We start from the raw sequence: 17,403 nt of genomic DNA, 5'->3' as shown, positions 1-17,403 counted from the left end.
GCATGGCGGATGCGCGGAGTGTGCGATTGAACCGCATACTAGAATCCGTACACCATTTTGAGGAAGAAGGTACGGCCTTGCTGCGCGATGACCTCCTGCGTGTAGCCGGGTCCCGCCGGATCCGCATACTGTGTGTTGGCTACGTTGTAGACCGAGAAAGACACATCGGCATGCTGGATCAGGCGCGTCGAGCCGACGGACAGATTGCCGAGGCAGTATCCCGCGGCGTGGCCACCTTCGGCGAGCCGGCTCGATACGCAACGCAGCTCGGTGCCCAGTCGCGCGGCATTGCCGAAGAGCGGCAGCACCAGGTTGAGTTTCGCGAGGTGGCGTGGCGAGTTTTGCAGTATGTCTCCCGTCGCGCCGTCACGGGCGATTTGCCACGAATAGCTGGCCCGGATTCTGGTTTCGCCGAAACGCTGTTCATAGCTCAGCTCGGCGCCATTCGCCTTCGCCCGATCGAGGTTCTCAAAAACGTACACCCCGGCAGGCGTGGTCGTCTCCGAGATCAGGTCGCGGATGTCGTAATGGAAGAGAGAAAGTGTCGCGCGGCCCGTCGCGCCGAACTGTCGCTGGTAGATCAATTCGACGGTCGTAACGTGTTCGGCCTTCAATGAAGGATTGGCGGACTGCCCGCCCGCACCCGGTACTGCGTAATAGAGCTCGTAGGCGTTCGGCGCGCGATAGGCGCGACCATACACCAGCTTCACCGTGTCGTGGCTGGTCGGCTTGTAGGCAAGCGCCACGCGTGGACTCACATTGCCGCCCGCCGCTGTCTCCACGTCGTAACGCAGTCCGACATTGAGCGAAAAGTTCGCGGACAATTGCAGCTCGTCTTCGCCGTAAACGCCCGTGCGGTTACCCGAGCGCCGGTCGTCGAGCAAACTCGCGTAGGGATCGACGTTGAAGTTGTACTGGTCACGGCGTGCATCGCGCGTGTAGTCGAAACCCAGCACGACTTTGTTTCTCGGAAGGGACGTGAACGTGGTGTGAACATCGACGCCGTACCAAAGCGCGTGATCGCCATCCACGTTCTCCACCGGCCCGGGCGCATACAGACTCGGACTGCGGTAGTCGTAGCGCCCCCAGTAGGCGCTCGAGGCCAGTTGTATGCCTTGCGCGATGGTGTGCTGAAAAGTGCCGTCGATAAAACTATGCGTATCGGTCGTGCTGAACGGCGCATTGAATATCGCGCCATACGGCGCGCCGGGAACGCCCTTCGTCCGGTTCCCATAGCCCATGCTGAGGCCGAAGTCGCCGTACGCGAATTTCGCGAGCAACTTCTGACTGCGGTCGTAATCGAGCCCTTGCGCTACGCCGTTGTTCTGATCGGGCGTATCGAACTCTGGATAGAACAGGCTCTGCCCGTTGCTGACAAAAGAACTGGCGGACAGCAGAACGTCCGCGCCATGCGTGCCATGCCAACCGTACGTAGCGCGGGCCTGCTTCTCGCCGAAACTCCCCGCCGCAAGCGCGACCTGGGCGCCGCGCAGACTCTCTCCGGTCTTCGTAATCACGTTCACGACGCCAAACAGCGCATTCGAACCGTACACAGCCGATCCCGGCCCCGGCACATACTCGATCCGCTCGACAAGGTCCATGTCCACGGGAAAATCCGTGCCGATGGCCGCCTGATCGAATACCGAGTCGTTGGTTCTGACGCCGTCGATGAGCAGCAGAAACCGGCTGTTGTAGTCGCCCGGGCGCTGAAAGCCGCGAGCGCCGAGATAGGAATAGGTCCGGTCGTAGGTGGTGTACAGCCCGGGAAGCGACGCGAGCGCATCCGCGAGCGTCCTCCACCCGAAGTCGCGAATATCCACGGCAGTCAGAATGTAGACCGCGGCCGGTGCGTCGGATATCGGCTGAGCAAGGCGGCTGGCGCTACTCACCGTTACTTGCATCAACGTCTCCAGCGGTAGTGCGGTGAGATCGCCCGGCGCCTGCTCACTCGAAGAAGGGTCCGGCTGCGCGACCGCCCGAGCGGTGTGTGCCGGTACAACCGTGGACGCTGCGGCAAGCAACGTGAAGCGCAACGTGCACATAGCACTGCGCGCGAAGTGACGCAGATCTGACATAGGGGTAATACTTACTCATGGAGCGCGGCAATGGTGCATTCATCCTGCTTCTTATCGGCGCAGCGCGTGCAAACTTGAATCGGGTAAAGCTCGGGCTTGGAGCGATGGGCCGGGTATGGAAAGGCTGGAATGCCGGGTTGAATTCGTGGGGACCGCGTTTTCCGGGTTGCCACGACTGAGCCGGGGGCCTGTGGGCGAATCCACAGAACCGGAGAGTTCGATGTCAGGGGGAAGATAGGCGCAGAAGTTGTGATGCTCGCGCAGCGTATGCGCTCAAGCGTGCAAGGAGGTGTTCGTATATGGGCAGCAGGCTAACGTCGGCGACGCGCAGCCGTGCCGACAGCGGCGTGCTCGTCGAATTGCGCGAGCCCTATGCGGATCGGCAACCCGCATCGCTTAACAGCTTTTATCCCGCGGATAACAGACGAGCCACCTGATCGGATTTTGTTTGCACGGCGATATCTCTTGCCGTCATTCCCCGATTTTCCTTCAGCGCCCGATTCGCACCGCGTGCGATCAGCAGCCGGACGGTATCCGCACGATCGTAACCCGCGGCCCACATCAGCGCGGTCAGATCGTTCTTGTAGGAGCGGTTCACGTCGACGCCGGCATCGAGCAGCTGATTCACGACCTTCGTTTGTCCCTGACCGGCCGCGTACTCCATGGCCGTCTTGCCGATGCGATCCGTGGCGAGAGGATCCGCATCGTGCGCCAGCAGGAGCGCGACGATTTCGTCAAAGCCGCCGTACGCGGCGGCCATCAATGGCGTGACGCCCGGCGCATTCGCATGCCGGACGTTCGCGCCATGTTCGATCAGCATGCGCGCGGTTGCCACATCGCCTTTCTTGCAGGCGGTAATCAGCGCGGTGTCGCCGATGCGGTTCAGGGCGTCCACTGCCGCCCCGCGCTGAAGCGCCGAAAGAACCGACGGCGGGTCTGCGTCTTTCGCGGCGGCGAGCAGTTGCCTGTTCGTTTCCCCGTCGCCTTGCGCATGCACGGGCACACATGCAACGAATGCGCCCGCAACTAGAACGACCGTCGCCATGGCGCGGGTCAGCGTCTCTTTCATCGCAGCTCCTCCCTGCTATTGCAGATTGTTGATGTAGGCGGCCAGATTGCGGATGTCGTCGTCGGTCAGATTGCGCGTCACGCTCGCCATATTGCCGGCATCGTTGGTCCGCGTGTGCGAGCGGAAGTCCTGCAATTGCTTGACGATGTACGGATACAGTTGACCCGAGACGCGCGGAATTTCATTCTGGCCGGAAAAGCCGCCCAGGTGGCACATCGTGCACAACACCTCGCCCGCTTTCTTCCCTCCCGCTTCGATGCTCGCGTTATCGGACTTGAATGGAACGGCCACCAGCTTTTGAGCGGCGAAGTAATCGGCCAGATCCTGCATGTCCTCGCGCGAGAGGTTGGCCGCCATCGGTGACATGCGCGGGTCGCTGCGCCGCCCTTCCTTGAAGTCCTTCAACTGCAGATAGATATAACGCGCAGTCTGCCCCGCCAGAATTGGATAGTCCGGATTGGTCGAATTGCCCATCGGCCCATGACAGGCCACGCACACCTGCGCTTTCGCCTTGCCCGCCTCGGCGTCGGCATGCGCGTGCAACGGCAGCCATGCGGCGGCGAACCAGCCGCATAGCCATACCGTCCACGAGCGGCGCGCCGGCCGCCGTGTTGTCCGCGGCATCGGCGTCGTCATGGCAGCGCGAAGACGAGCACGGTGTTGCCGCGCTTGAAGTCGAGTTGCGTGTTGCCGCCCGCCGCAACCGCGATGTACTGCTTACCGTGCACCATGTACGACACCGCGGGCGCATTGACGCCTGCGCCGCACTGGAACTCCCAGAGCTTCTTGCCGGTGGCCGAATCGAATGCGCGGAACAGGCCGTTGCCTTCGCCATTGAATACCAGTCCGCCTGCCGTCGCCAGCACGCCGCCAATGAGCGGTTCGTCGGTCTTAAAGTCCCACGTCACCTTGCCCGTGTCGACGTTGACGGCGGACAGCTTGCCCCATTGCCGCTCGGCCGGGATCGTCTTGAACGCGCCGCCCAGCCACAGCTTGCTGCCGCCCGGATAGGCGGCGTCCTCGACCTGATACGTCATCGGCTGATGCAGATTGGCCGCATACACGAGGCGCGTTCGCGGATCGAATGCCATCGGCGACCACTCGACCCCGCCGTTGGCGCCAGGCAGCATCCGCGCGCCGGCGGCGGTCGGCAGCGTCCACATGTTCTCCTGGGGAATCATCGCCTGCGAATAGCGGATCAGCCGCCCGGTGGCGCGATCGTGAACGTACACGTGGCCGGTCTTGCCGCCGTGCACCACACCCGGAATCATCTTGCCGTTGGTGTCACGCACGTCGATGAGCATCGGCGGGCTCACGGCGTCCAGGTCCCACACGTCATGCGGCACATACTGGAAGTGCCATTTGTATTTGCCGGTGTCCAGGTCGATCGCGACGAGCGAATCCGTATACAGGTTGTCTCCCGGCCTGATTGCGCCGTACAGGTCCGGCGAAGGATTGCCGACCACGAAGAACACCGTATGCGTTTGCCGATCGACAGCGGGCGCCATCCACACACCGCCGCCGAGCGTCTTGTAGAAGTCGCCACCTTTTGCGGCGAGCTGTTTTTTCTCCGCATCGATGTCGCGTTTCTCGTCGCGGCCGGTCGCGTCCTTCGTGGCCCACACGCCTTCCTGGCCTGTTTCCGGAATCGTATAGAACGTCCACAGCAATTGACCGGAGTTCGCATCGAACGCCTTGAGGAAGCCGCGAATGCCGTATTCGCCGCCGTTCGTGCCGATCAACACCTTGCCGTCCACAACCGTGGGCGCCATCGTTTCCGAATAGCCCGCATCGGGGTCGGCAATCTGCGTTTGCCACAGCACGTTGCCCGTTTTTGCGTCGAGCGCGATGAGTTTCGCGTCGAGCGTGCCCATATAGAGCCGCTCGCCGGCGATGGCTACGCCGCGATTGTTGGGCCCGCAACAAAACGTCGTGACCGAGCCCATCTTGTGCTTGTAATGCCAGTATTCCTTGCCCGTCACCGCGTCGACCGCATACACATGGTTGAACGAGGTGGTAATGAACATCACACCATTCGATACGATCGGCGCCGTTTCCATCGACTCGTTGACGGCTGTCTGGAATATGAAAGCCGGCCTGAGTTTCGACACGTTCGTCTTGTTGATTTGTGCGCCGCGGTAGTAGCGCGTCTGCGCGTAGGAGCCGTTCGAAAGCAGCCAGTCGCTCGACGTGGTGGCTGCCGAATCGAGCTGCTCCTGGCTCACGGGCTGCAGCGTGGAGGGCACGGGCGAACTCGTCGTGGTCGAACTGTTTTGAACTTCGTCCGCGGCGTAGGCGGCAGGCAAGCCGAATACGACCGCGAGCAGGGAAAGACCAATAGCGTCTGGAATCCGAATGAATGGCATGAGTGTCTCCTTGGCTTTTTATTGTTCAAGAATTTCAGCGCTGGAGTGCGGCATTCATCCACGCCACCGACGGCGTAGAAAAGCAGGATGGCACAACCCTCTCAAACAACAAAAGCGTACGATTTTGAACCGTTGATTGCTTTGTCAGGATGGGTCGGCTGCGCACAGACGGGCGGAGGCAATGCCTTCGTCCCCAAAAGGCCGGCTCGCTTAAGCGTAGGCTATCCGCTGAAGTTTTTCCAGACCCTCAATAGGTTTTGAAAAGCGCTGTGAGAAACGCTGCTTCACACATATGAAGAGTGCGCGCGTGCGCCGCTCGCGCGACGCCTCGTCCAACCGAAGTCAGGCGCGAATCGCCAGGCGAGCAGCAGCAACGCAAGCAGCGCGGGACACCAGCGCAAATCGGTCGGCACCGGCTCGCGGTGAGCGAACCGCGCATCGAGCATGGCGTCGCTCAAGGATGTCGCGCTCGACAGGCGGCGGTATCCGAAGCCGATCTGTTCGGCCACGGCGGCGAGGTAGTGCCCGTGCAATTCGGACAGCTCCTCGTGGCTTTCCGCCTGTGATGCGGCGCCCGGCGGTGTCGGAATCTGGATCACATCGTCGGCCTGCCAGTAGCCGCTACGTCGGCCGTCGGCATCGCTGTGCGGAATCGGCGCGGCTTGATCGCCGCCCACGCCGATCAGCCAGCCCTTGACCTGAGCAGGGTTGATGTCCCGCGCCGGCGCTTCGGAAGGCAGGATTGGCGGCGCCTCCTGGCCATCGGTAACGAACACGACGGCCGCGCCATGGCCGAGGTCATGCGCTACGCGAACCGCGGAATAGACACCGCCCTCGGCAATGCGGCTCCAGTTGGTCCAGCGCATCCGCCAGTCGATCCTGTCGAGCGACGACAGCAGCGCGTCATAGTTGCTGCAGACTTCGACGGGCGCCAGCAACAGCAGTGTTCTCTGACCGGTGAACACACTCCAGCCCACCTTCGAGCCGCACGGCAATCGCCCTATCGCGTCGCGTGTCGCCGCCCGCGCGAACGCCAGCCGGCCCACCGGCGCGCCATCGAGCGCGACGTCCTCGACGTCCATGCTTTGCGTAATGTCGAAGGTGACGATGTAGCTGAACGTATTGCGCGGCAGTATCACGCGGGGCATGGCGACCGCCGCGATCAGCAGCAGGAGCGCCACGGGTGTCGTCCAGTGCCGCTTGCCGGAGAACCCTCGCATCAGCGCGCCGAAGTTCATGGCAGATCCTTGCTTTGCGGATCGCTCACCTTGACGTTGTGCTGCGACTTGACCTCGGGCGCGTCGGCCGCGGAGCGCGTTTCAGGCGCAAGCCACAGCGCGCGCTCCAGGTTGTAACGCGCATCCCAATCATCCGGCGCCGCGCGCAGCAAGGTCCGATAGCGCGCCTTGGCCTCCTCGATCATGGCCGCCGAGCGAACCGTGCCGGACCGGCTGTCGCCCACGCCTTCACGCAGGTACATGTTGCCCAGATCGAACAGCGCCGCGCGCCCCACCTCGCCAGCATGCTCATCGCGGATCAGGTCCTCGAAGAGCAGGCCTGCCCTATCGTAGACACCCGCTTTCGACAATGCGATGGCGCGCGCGAGCCGGACCTGGGCCTCGTTGCCGTCGTCGCCCTCGTTGCGCTCGTTGCCGTCGTTGCGCCGAGCCCCCGCCGCGCCCGTTTTGCCCGCCGTCCTGCCTGTTTCAGCCGCGGCCGCGGCCACCGCCTGATTGACGTGCTCCGCGTGCCGCAGGCGAACCCAGTCATACGCCGCGACGCTGGCGCAGCACAGCGCGACGGCCGCGAAGATGACGTGAATCGACGCGCGCTTCACGACCAGGCCCTCACCTGAAACACCCGCAAGGCCAGCAACAGCGCACAACCGGACAGCGCCATCGCGAAACAATATGGACTGAGATCCTGCCGCGGCAGATGCTCGACAAACGAGGTCCGCGCGTTTTGCTGCCGGTTGATCTCCGCCATCGCGTCCTTCATCGCTCGCGCATCGCCGGCCTGGAAAAGCCGGTAGGGTGTCTTCAGCGACAGGAAGAAGCGATGCAGTTCGGCTTCGGCCGAAGACTCGTTCGCCGGCACCGCGGCGTTCAGATCGGGGCTGTAGGTGCCGCTGCGCAAGTAGATAAAGTAAAGCGCGATCTCGTGGCGCGTCAGTCCGTCCTGGATGAGCCGCCGTACCCGCGCGTCGAGTCTCGCGCCACCGTCTGAAACGAGAACGATCGCTCGCCGGCCCGAAGACGCCCCTCCATTGAACTCGCCAATCGCCGCCAGCAAGCCGCGGTCGAGTTGCGTGTCCGGCATGCCGCGACCCACCGCCGTGCCCGCAATCGCCGCCTCGATCGCACGGGCGTCGTAGGTGAACGGCATCGCCAGCACCGAACTCGTGCCGAACATCATGAACGCGAGCCGGTCGTTGGGCCGTTGCGCCACGAAGTTCGTCAACGAGGCGCGCGCCACCTTGTTCTTCGACTCGCCGGCCGGCGACTCCACGCCTTTGCTATTCATCGTTTCGTCCATGCTCGCACTGCGATCCATCAGGATCAGAATCTGCGCCCCGCTGCCCGTTCGCAGCACCTGCCTTTGCGAGCGCCCCGGCCCGGCGAGGCCCACGACGATAGCCGCCATCGCCAGCGCCGCGCTGCCCCGCCCGATGAAGCCGATCCACCGCCCGAGGCGATCGTCCGGAAGCCATGCGACCCAGGAGAAGACGAGCGTGTCGCGACGCCGCGGCCACAGCGGCAGCGCGGCCAGCGGCACGAGCACGAGCAGCCACGGATAGGCGAAATCGAACGCCGTGTTCATCGCTGATGGCGCTGCTCGGCGCGATATAGTGCGCGGCACAGCCCTCGCAGTGGGTAAGGGGTCGCCGCCGGTTCAGGCGTGAAAAAGCGCACGGTGGAGTGCTGATAGAACTGTTCGAGTTGCGCGCGCAGCGGCTGCAGGTAGGGCGCCCCCGCGAACAGGCTGGGCAGGGAACCCGCATGAACGACGTGGCCCGCCGTTTCGTTCAACGCGCGGTGCAGACAGAGCCAGGCATCCGCGGACGTATCGACGCTCGGCCCGTCGAGCCGCCGCATCTGCCGCCAGGCGCGCGCGAAGGGCAAACGCGCCGACTCACGCCAGTTGCGCCACAGCCACCAGCCGGCCCACGAGAGCAAGGTCAGCAGCAACAGGCCGAGTGCAACGCTTGCCTGCCGCCGCAACGGCGCGCTCGGGATCAAAGGCGCCTGCCGGTCGGGCCGCATCAGCTGCAGCTCACCGGTATCGAAGGGTTCCACGGGCGTCATTGGAGCGATGCTGAGCGGCCACTCCGCAACCTGCAGCGTCGCGCCCGACGGCGAGGTCAGCGTCAACGCCGGCAAGGCCGTCCTGGTGAGCGTGGGCGCGACGTTGACGACCTGGTAGTCGATGACCATCCAGCGGCGACCGTCGGCATCGGTCTCGAACCGCGCGGGCCGCCGCTCGAGCCATTCGCCGGTGCGCCCGACCGAAGGCGGCGCCACCGAACCCATATCGTTGCCGGCGGGCAGCAGAATGCGTTGCGTGAGGATATCGCCGAGCAGATGGCCGAATGCGCGCGGCTCGTCAACCGTGGGCTGAGGGACATCGCCCGGGGCCGCAGTGACCTCCCTCACCGGCATCAGGATAAGCATCGGCACAAACGCCAACGCCAGCACCAACGCTCGCGAGCAGACCCGCCTCGTGGCGGCCGATGCCCCGCGAAGCCAACTATGCGAACCGCCAATGCCGCACCCGTCAAGTCTCATGCGATCGTCTCCAGGAAGTAGCGCGACATCGCCTCCGGATCAAAAGCGCTCTCGACATAAAACGGCTGCATGCCACGCTCGACGAACCTCCGCGCGAGTTCCGCACGCCGTCGCGCGACGGCTTCGCGCCAATGCTCGCGCACGCTGCCGCGCAGCCAGAGCGTGCGCTGCCGGCCGGACTCCGCGTCGTTGACGGCCAGCAGCGGCCCGCCGCTCGGCGGCGCGATCTCAGCGGCGTCCCAGACCACTATCGGCACCACCCAGGCATGGACCAGCAGGTCGAGTACGGCGGGCAATTCCGCAAGCGGCCAATGAAAATCCGAAACGAGGAAGATCAGCGCCTGGCGTCCGGCCAGCGCGGTCGCGGCGCGCTTCAGTCCGGCCATCCCGCCGGGTCCGGCCGCGTCGCTCGCGCTCTCGCGCAACATCGTCGCGAGCAGGTTGCCGACGCCGCGGCCATATCGCGCCGGCATGAAAAGATCGTCGCACGCATGGGTATCGAAGGCAAGCATGCCCAACTGATCGCCGACACGGAACGCGCTATATCCCAACGCTTCGACAAAGTCCGCGGCAACCTGCAACTTGGTCCGGCGCATCCCGAAGCGCATCGACCCGGAGACATCGACGATCACCTGCACCGGCACCGCGGCGCGCTGCAGATGCACCCGCACCAGCCACTCGGAGCGTGCCGCGCGCACGCTCGCGCGCAGGTCCAGGCGGCGCGGATCCGGGTAGTCGAAGAGGCGCCCGTGCATCGCGAATTCCTGACCGGCGCCGAAGCTCGACCCCGGATGCGAGCCGGGACGAAATCCGCCCGCGCGCATCGGCAAACGGTAGTGAAATTCCGTTGTCCCGTTCATGGCTCAGGGTACGGCGAGCCTGTTCATGATTTGCGCCGTGAGCGCTTCGGCGAGTTCCTGGCGGCGCAGTTCATAGATCGGCGTGAAAAACACGCGATGCCCGAGCGCCGGCAACAGCACGGCATGAATATCCTCCGGGACCAGATGCGCGCGGCCGGCCAGCCACGCCACCACGCGCGCGGCGCGCAGCAGCGCGCTCATGCCCCGCGGGCTTGCGCCCGCCAGAATCAGGCGCTCCATATCGACGCCGTCGAGCGCAATGCCGAAACGCTGCGGCGTTTCCGTGGCCTGCCAGATGTCCAGAACATAGCGCTCGATCGTTTCGCTCGATTGCACGCTCTCCTGAATGACCGCGCCGACCTGATTCAACTGTTCCCACGGCACGATCCCGGGCGAGAGCCGCGCCAGCAACAGGTCGACGTCATGAAACGTCGCGTCGAATACCAGCGCCCGGCGCACGTCGGGCTCGGTCGGCGTGGGCATGCCCAACTCGAACAGAAACCGATCGCGCGCGGCCGATGCAAGCTCGAAGGTCTCTTCCTTCTCGACCTTGTTGCGGTCGGCGAATACCGTCATATGCGGGAAGCGGTATTCGCGGTCGAACGCCCACACCGAACGCTCCGCCATCGCGCGCAGCAGGAGCGACTGAACCTGGGGACGGGCGCGATTGATCTCGTTGAAGAAGAAGGTGGTCAGCCGCTCGCCGTGGCGAAGCAGCGGCCCCGGATCGATGCGCGGTTTGCCCTCGGCGTCCACATAGGTGTGATAGACGAGATCGCCCGGCATCAGATCGATGGTGCCCTCCACGCGCTCGAACTCGCCGCCCACGACCCGCGCGAACGCGCGCAGCACGGTTGTCTTGCCGACCCCGACACCTCCTTCGAGGAGCACGTGACCGCGCGCGAACAAGGCGACGGTGATAAGACGGATGATCTGCGACTGACCGATCACGACTCGCGAGACTTCGTCTTCGATCTGCAGTGCGTGCACACGCCAGTCCTGAAGCAGTTCGCCAGCACCCATCGATGCAATCCCCTATAGCAGACAATCAGGCGCGGGCTCGTCGTGATCCCGCGAGACGAATGTGCATTCCCATCGCTATGCGCGGACGTCGCCGCATACTCCGTGCCAGTACGCGCCCGGCTCCAGCGGGCGTGCTCGCGCGAACAACGATGTCAACCTGTTACGTATTTCGAGTACACAGTGTGCCGCCGCCCGCAATTCAGGGCACCCTCACGGGGAGGCGCCGCTCCCCGCCGAAGCCGCTGCCGCGCCGTCGGCAAGCAGCCTCGCCAGCGCAGCCGCGCCACGTCGCCAGGACAGGTCGGTATTGCCGCGGATATCGACCGAGCGCTGGAACACGGTTGCCCCGCCGGCGACGTCTTCGATATGCAGGTTGATGTTCAGAATCAGGTTGCTGACTTTCTGCACCCAGCACCTACCGATCTGTTCGACGCCGAGTTTCCGCCCCACCTGGCGCGCGCAGTCGGCGCATGCGTTCAGATCCTGCGAGGCGCCGAGTTGAGCGATCAGGCCGGCCGCAGGCGCATTGTCCGCGACACGAAAGCGCCGGCTCGCGCTTAACTGCTCACGCAGCGCCTCGCTGACCATCTCGATGCGCGCCTGCTGGAGGCGGTTGGTCCCGGCATCGTTATAGGCCGCGTTATCGTCGATCAACACGCAGTCCATCAGCGCGATCGAGGTCGGCGCAGCGTTCGCCTGCGAACAGGCGAACGCCACGCAGATCAGACCGACGGCCCGCACGTCGCGCACGAGGTATCGCACGTGGCATCGCACGTAGCGGCGCACGTAGCGGCGCACGAACGCCGCATGTCCTGCCAGGCTCATGTCAACACTCCTGATTTTGCGGGCAAGGTGGTGAATGGCGAGTACTCGCGCTCCAGATAAGGGGCTGCCTGTTCGAGCAGAAACTGCCGGAACACCGTGCAGGTCGGCGACAGTTGCTTGGCCCGCAGATGCACGACTTGCCACGTGCGTTCGATCGGCGTGCCGTTCACGTCGAGCAACGCGATTTCCTTGGTACGCAGCTCCAGCAGCAGCGTATGCAGCGAAATCAGGCTCACGCCCATGCCCGCCATCACCGCCTGCTTGATCGTTTCATTGCTGCCGAGCGTGACGACCTTCGCGGGCGTGAAAAGATGCTGCCTGAACATTTCCTCCGCGGCCATGCGCGTTCCCGAGCCGGGCTCGCGCAACAGGAACGTGTCGCCGCGCAGTTCCTGCAGATCGAAGCGCCGCGCGCCGCATAACGGATGATCGAGCGGTGCGATCACCACTTGCGGGTGCCACGCAAGCGGCTCCGTCGTGGTGTCGAGCTCCGGCGGCGGCCGGCCCATGATGGCCAGGTCGATCGCATTGTCCTGCAGGAGGCGCAGCAGCCCGTCGCGATTGCCCACCGAAAAGTGCACGTCGACCTTGGGATACAGGTGCGAATACATGGCCAGCAGCTTCGGCGCGAAGTACGTCGCGGAACTGACGATGCCCACCGCGATCGAGCCGCTATCGGCCTGCTTGAGCGATGTCATCGCGTCTTCGGCATCCTTGATCTCGCCGAGAATCCGGCTCGCATGATGGCTGAGCATTTCGCCCGCTTCGGTCAACGTGAGTTTGCGCGCGATGCGTTCGAACAGACGCAGGCCCACCGCCTCTTCGAGTTGATGAATCTGCATCGACACCGCCGGCTGGGTCAGATGCAACTCCTCCGCGGCGCGGGCGAAACTCGTGTAGCGGCTCGCCACGACAAAGATCTGCAACTGGCGCAAGGTCAGCGAACGGATGAAATTCACCTTGGCGCGGCCTCGCTAACGGCTTGCACGAGGCGCGTCGGAAGGCTTCAACGGCGTGTTCGGCGTGTTCGGCGGCGATAGTTTGCGCAGCGCGGCCTGGAAGCTCAGCGTCTGGGTCTGCACCGGATGCGCGAAATCGTTGTTCGCACCGGGCACGTCGGTGCGGATCAGCGCGACCTCGCCCGGCACCGTATCGGCGATCAGGAACGTATAGCGCTTGCCGGTGTATTGCGCGAAGCGTTCCGAATTGGGATCGCCCAGATACGGTTGCACGACGATCTGCCGGGCCTTTACCGACTTGCCGCCAATCTGGCTCGTCACCGTCTCGATCTTGGGCCCCGCGGCGAGCGCGAGCCGCAGACGCTGCTGAAAATAGCGGCGTTGCCCGCCGGTCAGGTGCTGCATCTCCGTGATATCGCGTTCGAGGAAATAGATGATCACGGGATTGCACTGCAAGCCGGCGTTGGGCAATGGCACGGCTCCGCTGTGATCGGACACCTGGGCATCGCCCTTGGCATTGTCCGCGCTGAGCACCAGCACCTTGACGACATCCGTGCTGTGCGCCGGTTGGTCCGAGCTGAGGAACGCGTAGTCGAGTTCGGTTTGCCGCTGGACGCCGTGCAGATGATCCGTCGTGAAGATGAGCCGCTCGGCGGCCGAGATCTCGTCAGTGCCCGCGGCAAACGCGGCGGTGTGCGTCGCGCACGCCGCGCACGTGACGCACACCGCAAGCACATGCCGCCATACGCGGCGCAATCGCATTCGCGCACTGCTCATGGCGACCCGTCCGCGGGCTTGCCGGCCGGCGTGTCGACGGGCTTCAGAAGCGGCACTTCGTAACTCGTGAGAATGCTGTCGATCTTGTCGTGGTTCGCGCCGATCCATTGATCGACCTTGTCCTTCCACGCTTTCTCGCCGTAGCGCACGCCCATCGAAATCGTATAGTCGAAGCGGATCCCCGGCGTGGCCGGGAACGGCACCAGCTTGACCGTATCCCCCGAGCGCTTGGCGAAGTAGCCCGCAATCGGTCCCCACAGGAACACCACGTCGACGGTGCCCGCCCGCAGATCCTTTTCGATCATCTGGCCGGGATACTCCTGCGGATCGCCGCTTTGCACCTGATACGAGACCGCCTGATCGATCAGCCCATGACTGAGCAGCCAGTCGACCGCGGGCGTCTGCGAAAAGATGCCGAAGCGCAGTTTGTGCAATTGATCAGGCGGCAGTTTGAGCAGATCGTCCGGCGTATTGATGCCGGCCAGTTCGGGACGCTTCGTAAATACCATCGCATACGTGGAGCGCAGATAAGGCTGCGTCGTCGAGGTCATGTCGTAGCCTTTCGGCACGCCGATGATCAGATCGCACTTGTAGCGTTCGGTGTCCGGCACCTTTTCGCGCAACGTGTGGCGCACGAAGCCCATGCGCTGCGGAAAATAGGTGTATTCGAGCTTGTAGCCGAAGTCGCTCGCCATCTGGCTCGCAATGCGGTTTTCGTAGCCCTCGCCCTTGCTGTTGGACAAGGGCATGTTGTTCGGGTCCGCGCAGACCCGCAGCACGCCATCGGCGCCATCGTTATTGGGCATTGCGGCGCCTTCGGCGCGCACCGCGCCGCTTGCAATCGCCGCGTAGCACAGCGCGGCGGTTACGAGCGCGGCGTGCGCGGGCATTCGTTTGCCATGACGCATCGATAACCTCCTGAGTGAGAGACGTGGGCGCTATTTCGCGTCGATGGCCTGCAGATCGCCCGGCTTGATCTGGCCGTCGGAGCGCCCTTTCAGATAGGCGTACAGGTTCTCCCAGTTCTTCTGCATCATCTGGCTCGAACTGAAGTCGGGCATGCCCTTGTCCACCCGGCCGCCGAAGACAGTGCGGTGAAACTCCGTCTTGTCGAGCGTCTTGAACGCCTCGACCAGCGACGGTCCCACCATGCCTTGCTGCTGCGCGCCGTGACAGCGTTCGCAGGCCAGCGCGCGCCATGTCTTCCATCCTTGCAGCGTATTGCTGTCGACCTTGCTGCCGTCGACCACCTTGTACGCCACCTGGGCAATCGCGGGATTGGTCTGGGCGAACGCAGCGGGCAGTACGACGAAAACGGCGGGCAGTGCCGCCCGCAACAAGATTGATCGGCCTTTCATATGCACATGTCTCCTTCAAAGTAAGGCCGCGCCCGAATGCGTTTCATCGACGCATCTGCAAAACGGCGCGGGCCCGATGACTCATAGACGACTGGTATGACTGAAGGCGCTGCCGGCCGCCCCGATCCTCCGCAAGGGCAACCGGCCGCGCGCTTCAATCTGTTCCGGCTAGTCAGCTGTTGCCGCCGGGAATGGCGAACACGAAGAGCGTGCCGCCCAACGCCGTGTACTTCGCGAGCTCACGATAACCGCCCACCGCGCCGAGACCTTCCGTCGACTTCTCGAGGCCAGCCGCCATGCCGATGCCGGCCCAGCCGCCGATCCCGGAGTAGACGCCGATGAACTGCTTGCCCTGATACTCGTAGGTAAACACGTTGCCGATGATTCCCGACGGAGTCTTGAAGCGCCACAGTTCCTTGCCGTCCTTGATGCGGACTGCCTTGATGTAGCCTTCCAGCGTGCCGTAGAACGCCACGCCGCCCGCGGTCGCCAGCACGCCCGACCACACCGAGAACCGCTCCGGCTTGGACCAGACGATCTTGCCCTTCGAAGCATCCCAGGCAATGAAATTACCCATCGAGTTGTTGTCGTTCGGGCCCGGATACATCGACAGCGTGGCGCCCACATACGGCTGGCCCGACACGTAGTCGACATCGAACGGTTCGTAGTCCATGCAGACGTGGTTGGTCGGCACGAGGAAGAGACTCGAACCCGGGTCGAACGCCGCCGGCTGCTGGTCCTTCGAGCCGAGCGCCGCCGGACAGATGCCCTTCACGTTGTGATCCGAGCCGGCTGCCTGGGTCGAATAAGCCGCGTTGCGAATCGGCTTGCCGCTCTTCATGTCGACACGGTCAGCCCAGTTCACCGCCGGATCGAACTTCTGTGCAACCAGCAGTTGTCCGGTCTCGCGATTCAACGTGTAGCCGAAACCATTACGGTCGAAGTGAACGATAGCCGGAACCTTTTTGCCGTCGATCGACAGGTCCGACAGGATCATTTCATTGACGCCGTCATAGTCCCACTCGTCGTGCGGGGTCATCTGGTAGACCCATTTGGCTTGACCGGTATTCAGATCGCGCGCGAAGATCGACATCGACCACTTGTTGTCGCCCGGACGTTGCGTCGGATTCCACGTACCCGGATTGCCGGTGCCGTAGTAGACAAGGTTGAGTTTCGGATCCCATGCGTACCAGCCCCAGGTGGTGCCGCCGCCCAGTTTCCACTGGTCCCCCTTCCAGGACTTCAGCGACGAGTCCGCGCCTACCGGCACCATCTTGCCTTCGGCATACGTGGTGGTCTTGTCGGGGTCGATCAGCATGTCCTTGTCCGGACCCGTGCTATAGGCCGTCCATGCCGGCTTCCCGGTCTTGATGTCGTACGCGATGAGACGCCCGCGTACGCCGAACTCGCCGCCGGAGATGCCGGTCAGCACCTTGTCGCCGAATACGTGCGGCGCATTGGTGTTGGTTTCACCCGCCTTCGGATTGCCGTTTTGCGCGGTCCAGACCACATCGCCGGTTTTCGCGTTCAACGCCACGAGCTTGGTGTCGGCTTGCTGCAGGAAGATCTTGCCGTCGCCGTAAGCGAGCCCACGGTTGACGGTATCGCAACACATCACGGAGACCACCGATTCGTCCTGCTTCGGCAGGTACTGCCAGATGAACGTTTGATCCTTCAGGTTGATGGCGATGACCTTGTTAGGGAACGGCGAGTGGATATACATGGTGTCGCCGATCACGAGCGGCGCGCCTTCGTGGCCGCGCAGCACGCCGGTCGACATGGTCCAGGCGACCTGTAGTTTCCCGACGTTGTTCTCGTTGATCTGCTTCAGTGGGCTGTAGCGTCGGTTGGCGTAATCACCCGCCTGCGCCGCCCAGTTGGACGGATTCTTCATGAGCCCGTCGAGCTGCGAATCGGCCTGTGCAACTAAAGAACTCAAGGCTGCCGACGCGAGGATCGCGAGCCCAAGAACCGTGGTGCGTAAGTTCATGTCTCCTCCAGAATGGTCTTGCTGTTCAACTCACGAATGACCCACGCTACCTCGTCGCATCGGGCGCGCCTCCTCGAATGCGGGTAACGATCAGCGCCGCGTCCCGATCGTTGCCGGGCTTTCTGGCGCATGACGGCCAACGCATATTCCATGCCGGAATCGAACCACCGTGCGCATCGTTCGCCGCCAGAAGCTCGTCCGCGCGCGCCGCACGGCGCGGCGCGCGGCGTGTCGGTGTCGCGGCCGTGACGGCTGCGCCGCGGCGTGTGGGACATACTGTGTCACCGGCCGGTACGAACCGTGTCCGTCGCGAAGC

General features: G+C 63.8%; 16 protein-coding genes. All 16 read right to left on the bottom strand.

The window, feature by feature from the left end:
• Window positions 1-38: 38 nt before the first annotated feature.
• Complete coding sequence (locus tag CJU94_RS31295; protein ID WP_095422407.1) at window positions 39-2,075, bottom strand: TonB-dependent receptor plug domain-containing protein; 2,037 nt, start codon at window positions 2,073-2,075, stop codon at window positions 39-41.
• 406 nt (window positions 2,076-2,481) lie between these two features.
• Window positions 2,482-3,144 (bottom strand): ankyrin repeat domain-containing protein, encoded by a 663-nt coding sequence (locus tag CJU94_RS31290; RefSeq protein ID WP_095422406.1) that lies wholly within the window; start codon window positions 3,142-3,144, stop codon window positions 2,482-2,484.
• Between the two features lie 15 nt (window positions 3,145-3,159).
• Window positions 3,160-3,780 carry a c-type cytochrome gene (locus CJU94_RS31285; protein WP_095422405.1) on the bottom strand — a complete coding sequence of 207 codons (621 nt, stop codon included), beginning with the start codon at window positions 3,778-3,780 and terminating at the stop codon, window positions 3,160-3,162.
• Complete coding sequence (locus CJU94_RS31280; RefSeq protein ID WP_095422404.1) at window positions 3,777-5,510, bottom strand: pyrroloquinoline quinone-dependent dehydrogenase; 1,734 nt, start codon at window positions 5,508-5,510, stop codon at window positions 3,777-3,779. Before CJU94_RS31280 ends, CJU94_RS31285 begins: the two co-directional genes overlap by 4 nt.
• Window positions 5,511-5,794: 284 nt before the next feature.
• Window positions 5,795-6,748: a vWA domain-containing protein gene (locus CJU94_RS31275; RefSeq protein ID WP_095422403.1), complete on the bottom strand. Its 954-nt coding sequence runs from the start codon at window positions 6,746-6,748 to the stop codon at window positions 5,795-5,797.
• Entirely contained in the window at window positions 6,745-7,347 is a 603-nt protein-coding gene (locus CJU94_RS31270; protein ID WP_095422402.1) for a tetratricopeptide repeat protein, read from the bottom strand. Before CJU94_RS31270 ends, CJU94_RS31275 begins: the two co-directional genes overlap by 4 nt.
• Window positions 7,344-8,330, bottom strand: a complete 987-nt coding sequence (locus CJU94_RS31265) for a vWA domain-containing protein (protein ID WP_095422401.1) — start codon at window positions 8,328-8,330, stop codon at window positions 7,344-7,346. Before CJU94_RS31265 ends, CJU94_RS31270 begins: the two co-directional genes overlap by 4 nt.
• Complete coding sequence (locus CJU94_RS31260; protein WP_425272215.1) at window positions 8,327-9,181, bottom strand: calcium incorporation protein MxaA; 855 nt, start codon at window positions 9,179-9,181, stop codon at window positions 8,327-8,329. The genes CJU94_RS31265 and CJU94_RS31260 overlap by 4 nt, the downstream gene beginning before the upstream one ends.
• 110 nt (window positions 9,182-9,291) lie before the next feature.
• Window positions 9,292-10,155, bottom strand: a complete 864-nt coding sequence (locus CJU94_RS31255; RefSeq protein ID WP_095422399.1) for a DUF58 domain-containing protein — start codon at window positions 10,153-10,155, stop codon at window positions 9,292-9,294.
• A gap of 3 nt (window positions 10,156-10,158) precedes the next feature.
• Complete coding sequence (locus CJU94_RS31250; protein ID WP_095422398.1) at window positions 10,159-11,178, bottom strand: AAA family ATPase; 1,020 nt, start codon at window positions 11,176-11,178, stop codon at window positions 10,159-10,161.
• A 210-nt stretch (window positions 11,179-11,388) separates the two neighbouring features.
• A complete protein-coding gene (locus CJU94_RS31245; protein ID WP_095422397.1) occupies window positions 11,389-12,003 on the bottom strand; it encodes a DUF3280 domain-containing protein in 615 nt (204 codons plus the stop codon).
• Complete coding sequence (locus tag CJU94_RS31240) at window positions 12,000-12,962, bottom strand: LysR family transcriptional regulator (RefSeq protein ID WP_095422396.1); 963 nt, start codon at window positions 12,960-12,962, stop codon at window positions 12,000-12,002. The genes CJU94_RS31245 and CJU94_RS31240 overlap by 4 nt, the downstream gene beginning before the upstream one ends.
• Before the next feature lie 15 nt (window positions 12,963-12,977).
• Window positions 12,978-13,739: a hypothetical protein gene (locus tag CJU94_RS31235; RefSeq protein WP_244221028.1), complete on the bottom strand. Its 762-nt coding sequence runs from the start codon at window positions 13,737-13,739 to the stop codon at window positions 12,978-12,980.
• Entirely contained in the window at window positions 13,736-14,647 is a 912-nt protein-coding gene (locus CJU94_RS31230) for a substrate-binding domain-containing protein (RefSeq protein WP_095422394.1), read from the bottom strand. Before CJU94_RS31230 ends, CJU94_RS31235 begins: the two co-directional genes overlap by 4 nt.
• Before the next feature lie 30 nt (window positions 14,648-14,677).
• Entirely contained in the window at window positions 14,678-15,097 is a 420-nt protein-coding gene (locus CJU94_RS31225) for a c-type cytochrome (protein WP_095422393.1), read from the bottom strand.
• A 172-nt stretch (window positions 15,098-15,269) separates the two neighbouring features.
• Window positions 15,270-17,087: a methanol/ethanol family PQQ-dependent dehydrogenase gene (locus CJU94_RS31220; RefSeq protein ID WP_095422392.1), complete on the bottom strand. Its 1,818-nt coding sequence runs from the start codon at window positions 17,085-17,087 to the stop codon at window positions 15,270-15,272.
• Between the last annotated feature and the right edge of the window lie 316 nt (window positions 17,088-17,403).

Origin of the sequence: Paraburkholderia aromaticivorans (assembly GCF_002278075.1) — a bacterium.
GTDB lineage: Bacteria > Pseudomonadota > Gammaproteobacteria > Burkholderiales > Burkholderiaceae > Paraburkholderia > Paraburkholderia aromaticivorans.
The sequence above is the reverse complement of the archived record's forward strand: the minus strand, read 5'-3'. Positions and strand labels throughout refer to the sequence as shown.

Coding starts and splice junctions, on each gene's coding strand:
- CJU94_RS31295 (WP_095422407.1), bottom strand. CDS start 2,075: ATGTCAGATCTGCGTCACTTCGCGCGCAGTGCTATGTGCACGTTGCGC.
- CJU94_RS31290 (WP_095422406.1), bottom strand. CDS start 3,144: ATGAAAGAGACGCTGACCCGCGCCATGGCGACGGTCGTTCTAGTTGCG.
- CJU94_RS31285 (WP_095422405.1), bottom strand. CDS start 3,780: ATGACGACGCCGATGCCGCGGACAACACGGCGGCCGGCGCGCCGCTCG.
- CJU94_RS31280 (WP_095422404.1), bottom strand. CDS start 5,510: ATGCCATTCATTCGGATTCCAGACGCTATTGGTCTTTCCCTGCTCGCG.
- CJU94_RS31275 (WP_095422403.1), bottom strand. CDS start 6,748: ATGAACTTCGGCGCGCTGATGCGAGGGTTCTCCGGCAAGCGGCACTGG.
- CJU94_RS31265 (WP_095422401.1), bottom strand. CDS start 8,330: ATGAACACGGCGTTCGATTTCGCCTATCCGTGGCTGCTCGTGCTCGTG.
- CJU94_RS31260 (WP_425272215.1), bottom strand. CDS start 9,181: ATGCTTATCCTGATGCCGGTGAGGGAGGTCACTGCGGCCCCGGGCGAT.
- CJU94_RS31255 (WP_095422399.1), bottom strand. CDS start 10,155: ATGAACGGGACAACGGAATTTCACTACCGTTTGCCGATGCGCGCGGGC.
- CJU94_RS31250 (WP_095422398.1), bottom strand. CDS start 11,178: ATGGGTGCTGGCGAACTGCTTCAGGACTGGCGTGTGCACGCACTGCAG.
- CJU94_RS31245 (WP_095422397.1), bottom strand. CDS start 12,003: ATGAGCCTGGCAGGACATGCGGCGTTCGTGCGCCGCTACGTGCGCCGC.
- CJU94_RS31235 (WP_244221028.1), bottom strand. CDS start 13,739: ATGAGCAGTGCGCGAATGCGATTGCGCCGCGTATGGCGGCATGTGCTT.
- CJU94_RS31230 (WP_095422394.1), bottom strand. CDS start 14,647: ATGCGTCATGGCAAACGAATGCCCGCGCACGCCGCGCTCGTAACCGCC.
- CJU94_RS31225 (WP_095422393.1), bottom strand. CDS start 15,097: ATGAAAGGCCGATCAATCTTGTTGCGGGCGGCACTGCCCGCCGTTTTC.
- CJU94_RS31220 (WP_095422392.1), bottom strand. CDS start 17,087: ATGAACTTACGCACCACGGTTCTTGGGCTCGCGATCCTCGCGTCGGCA.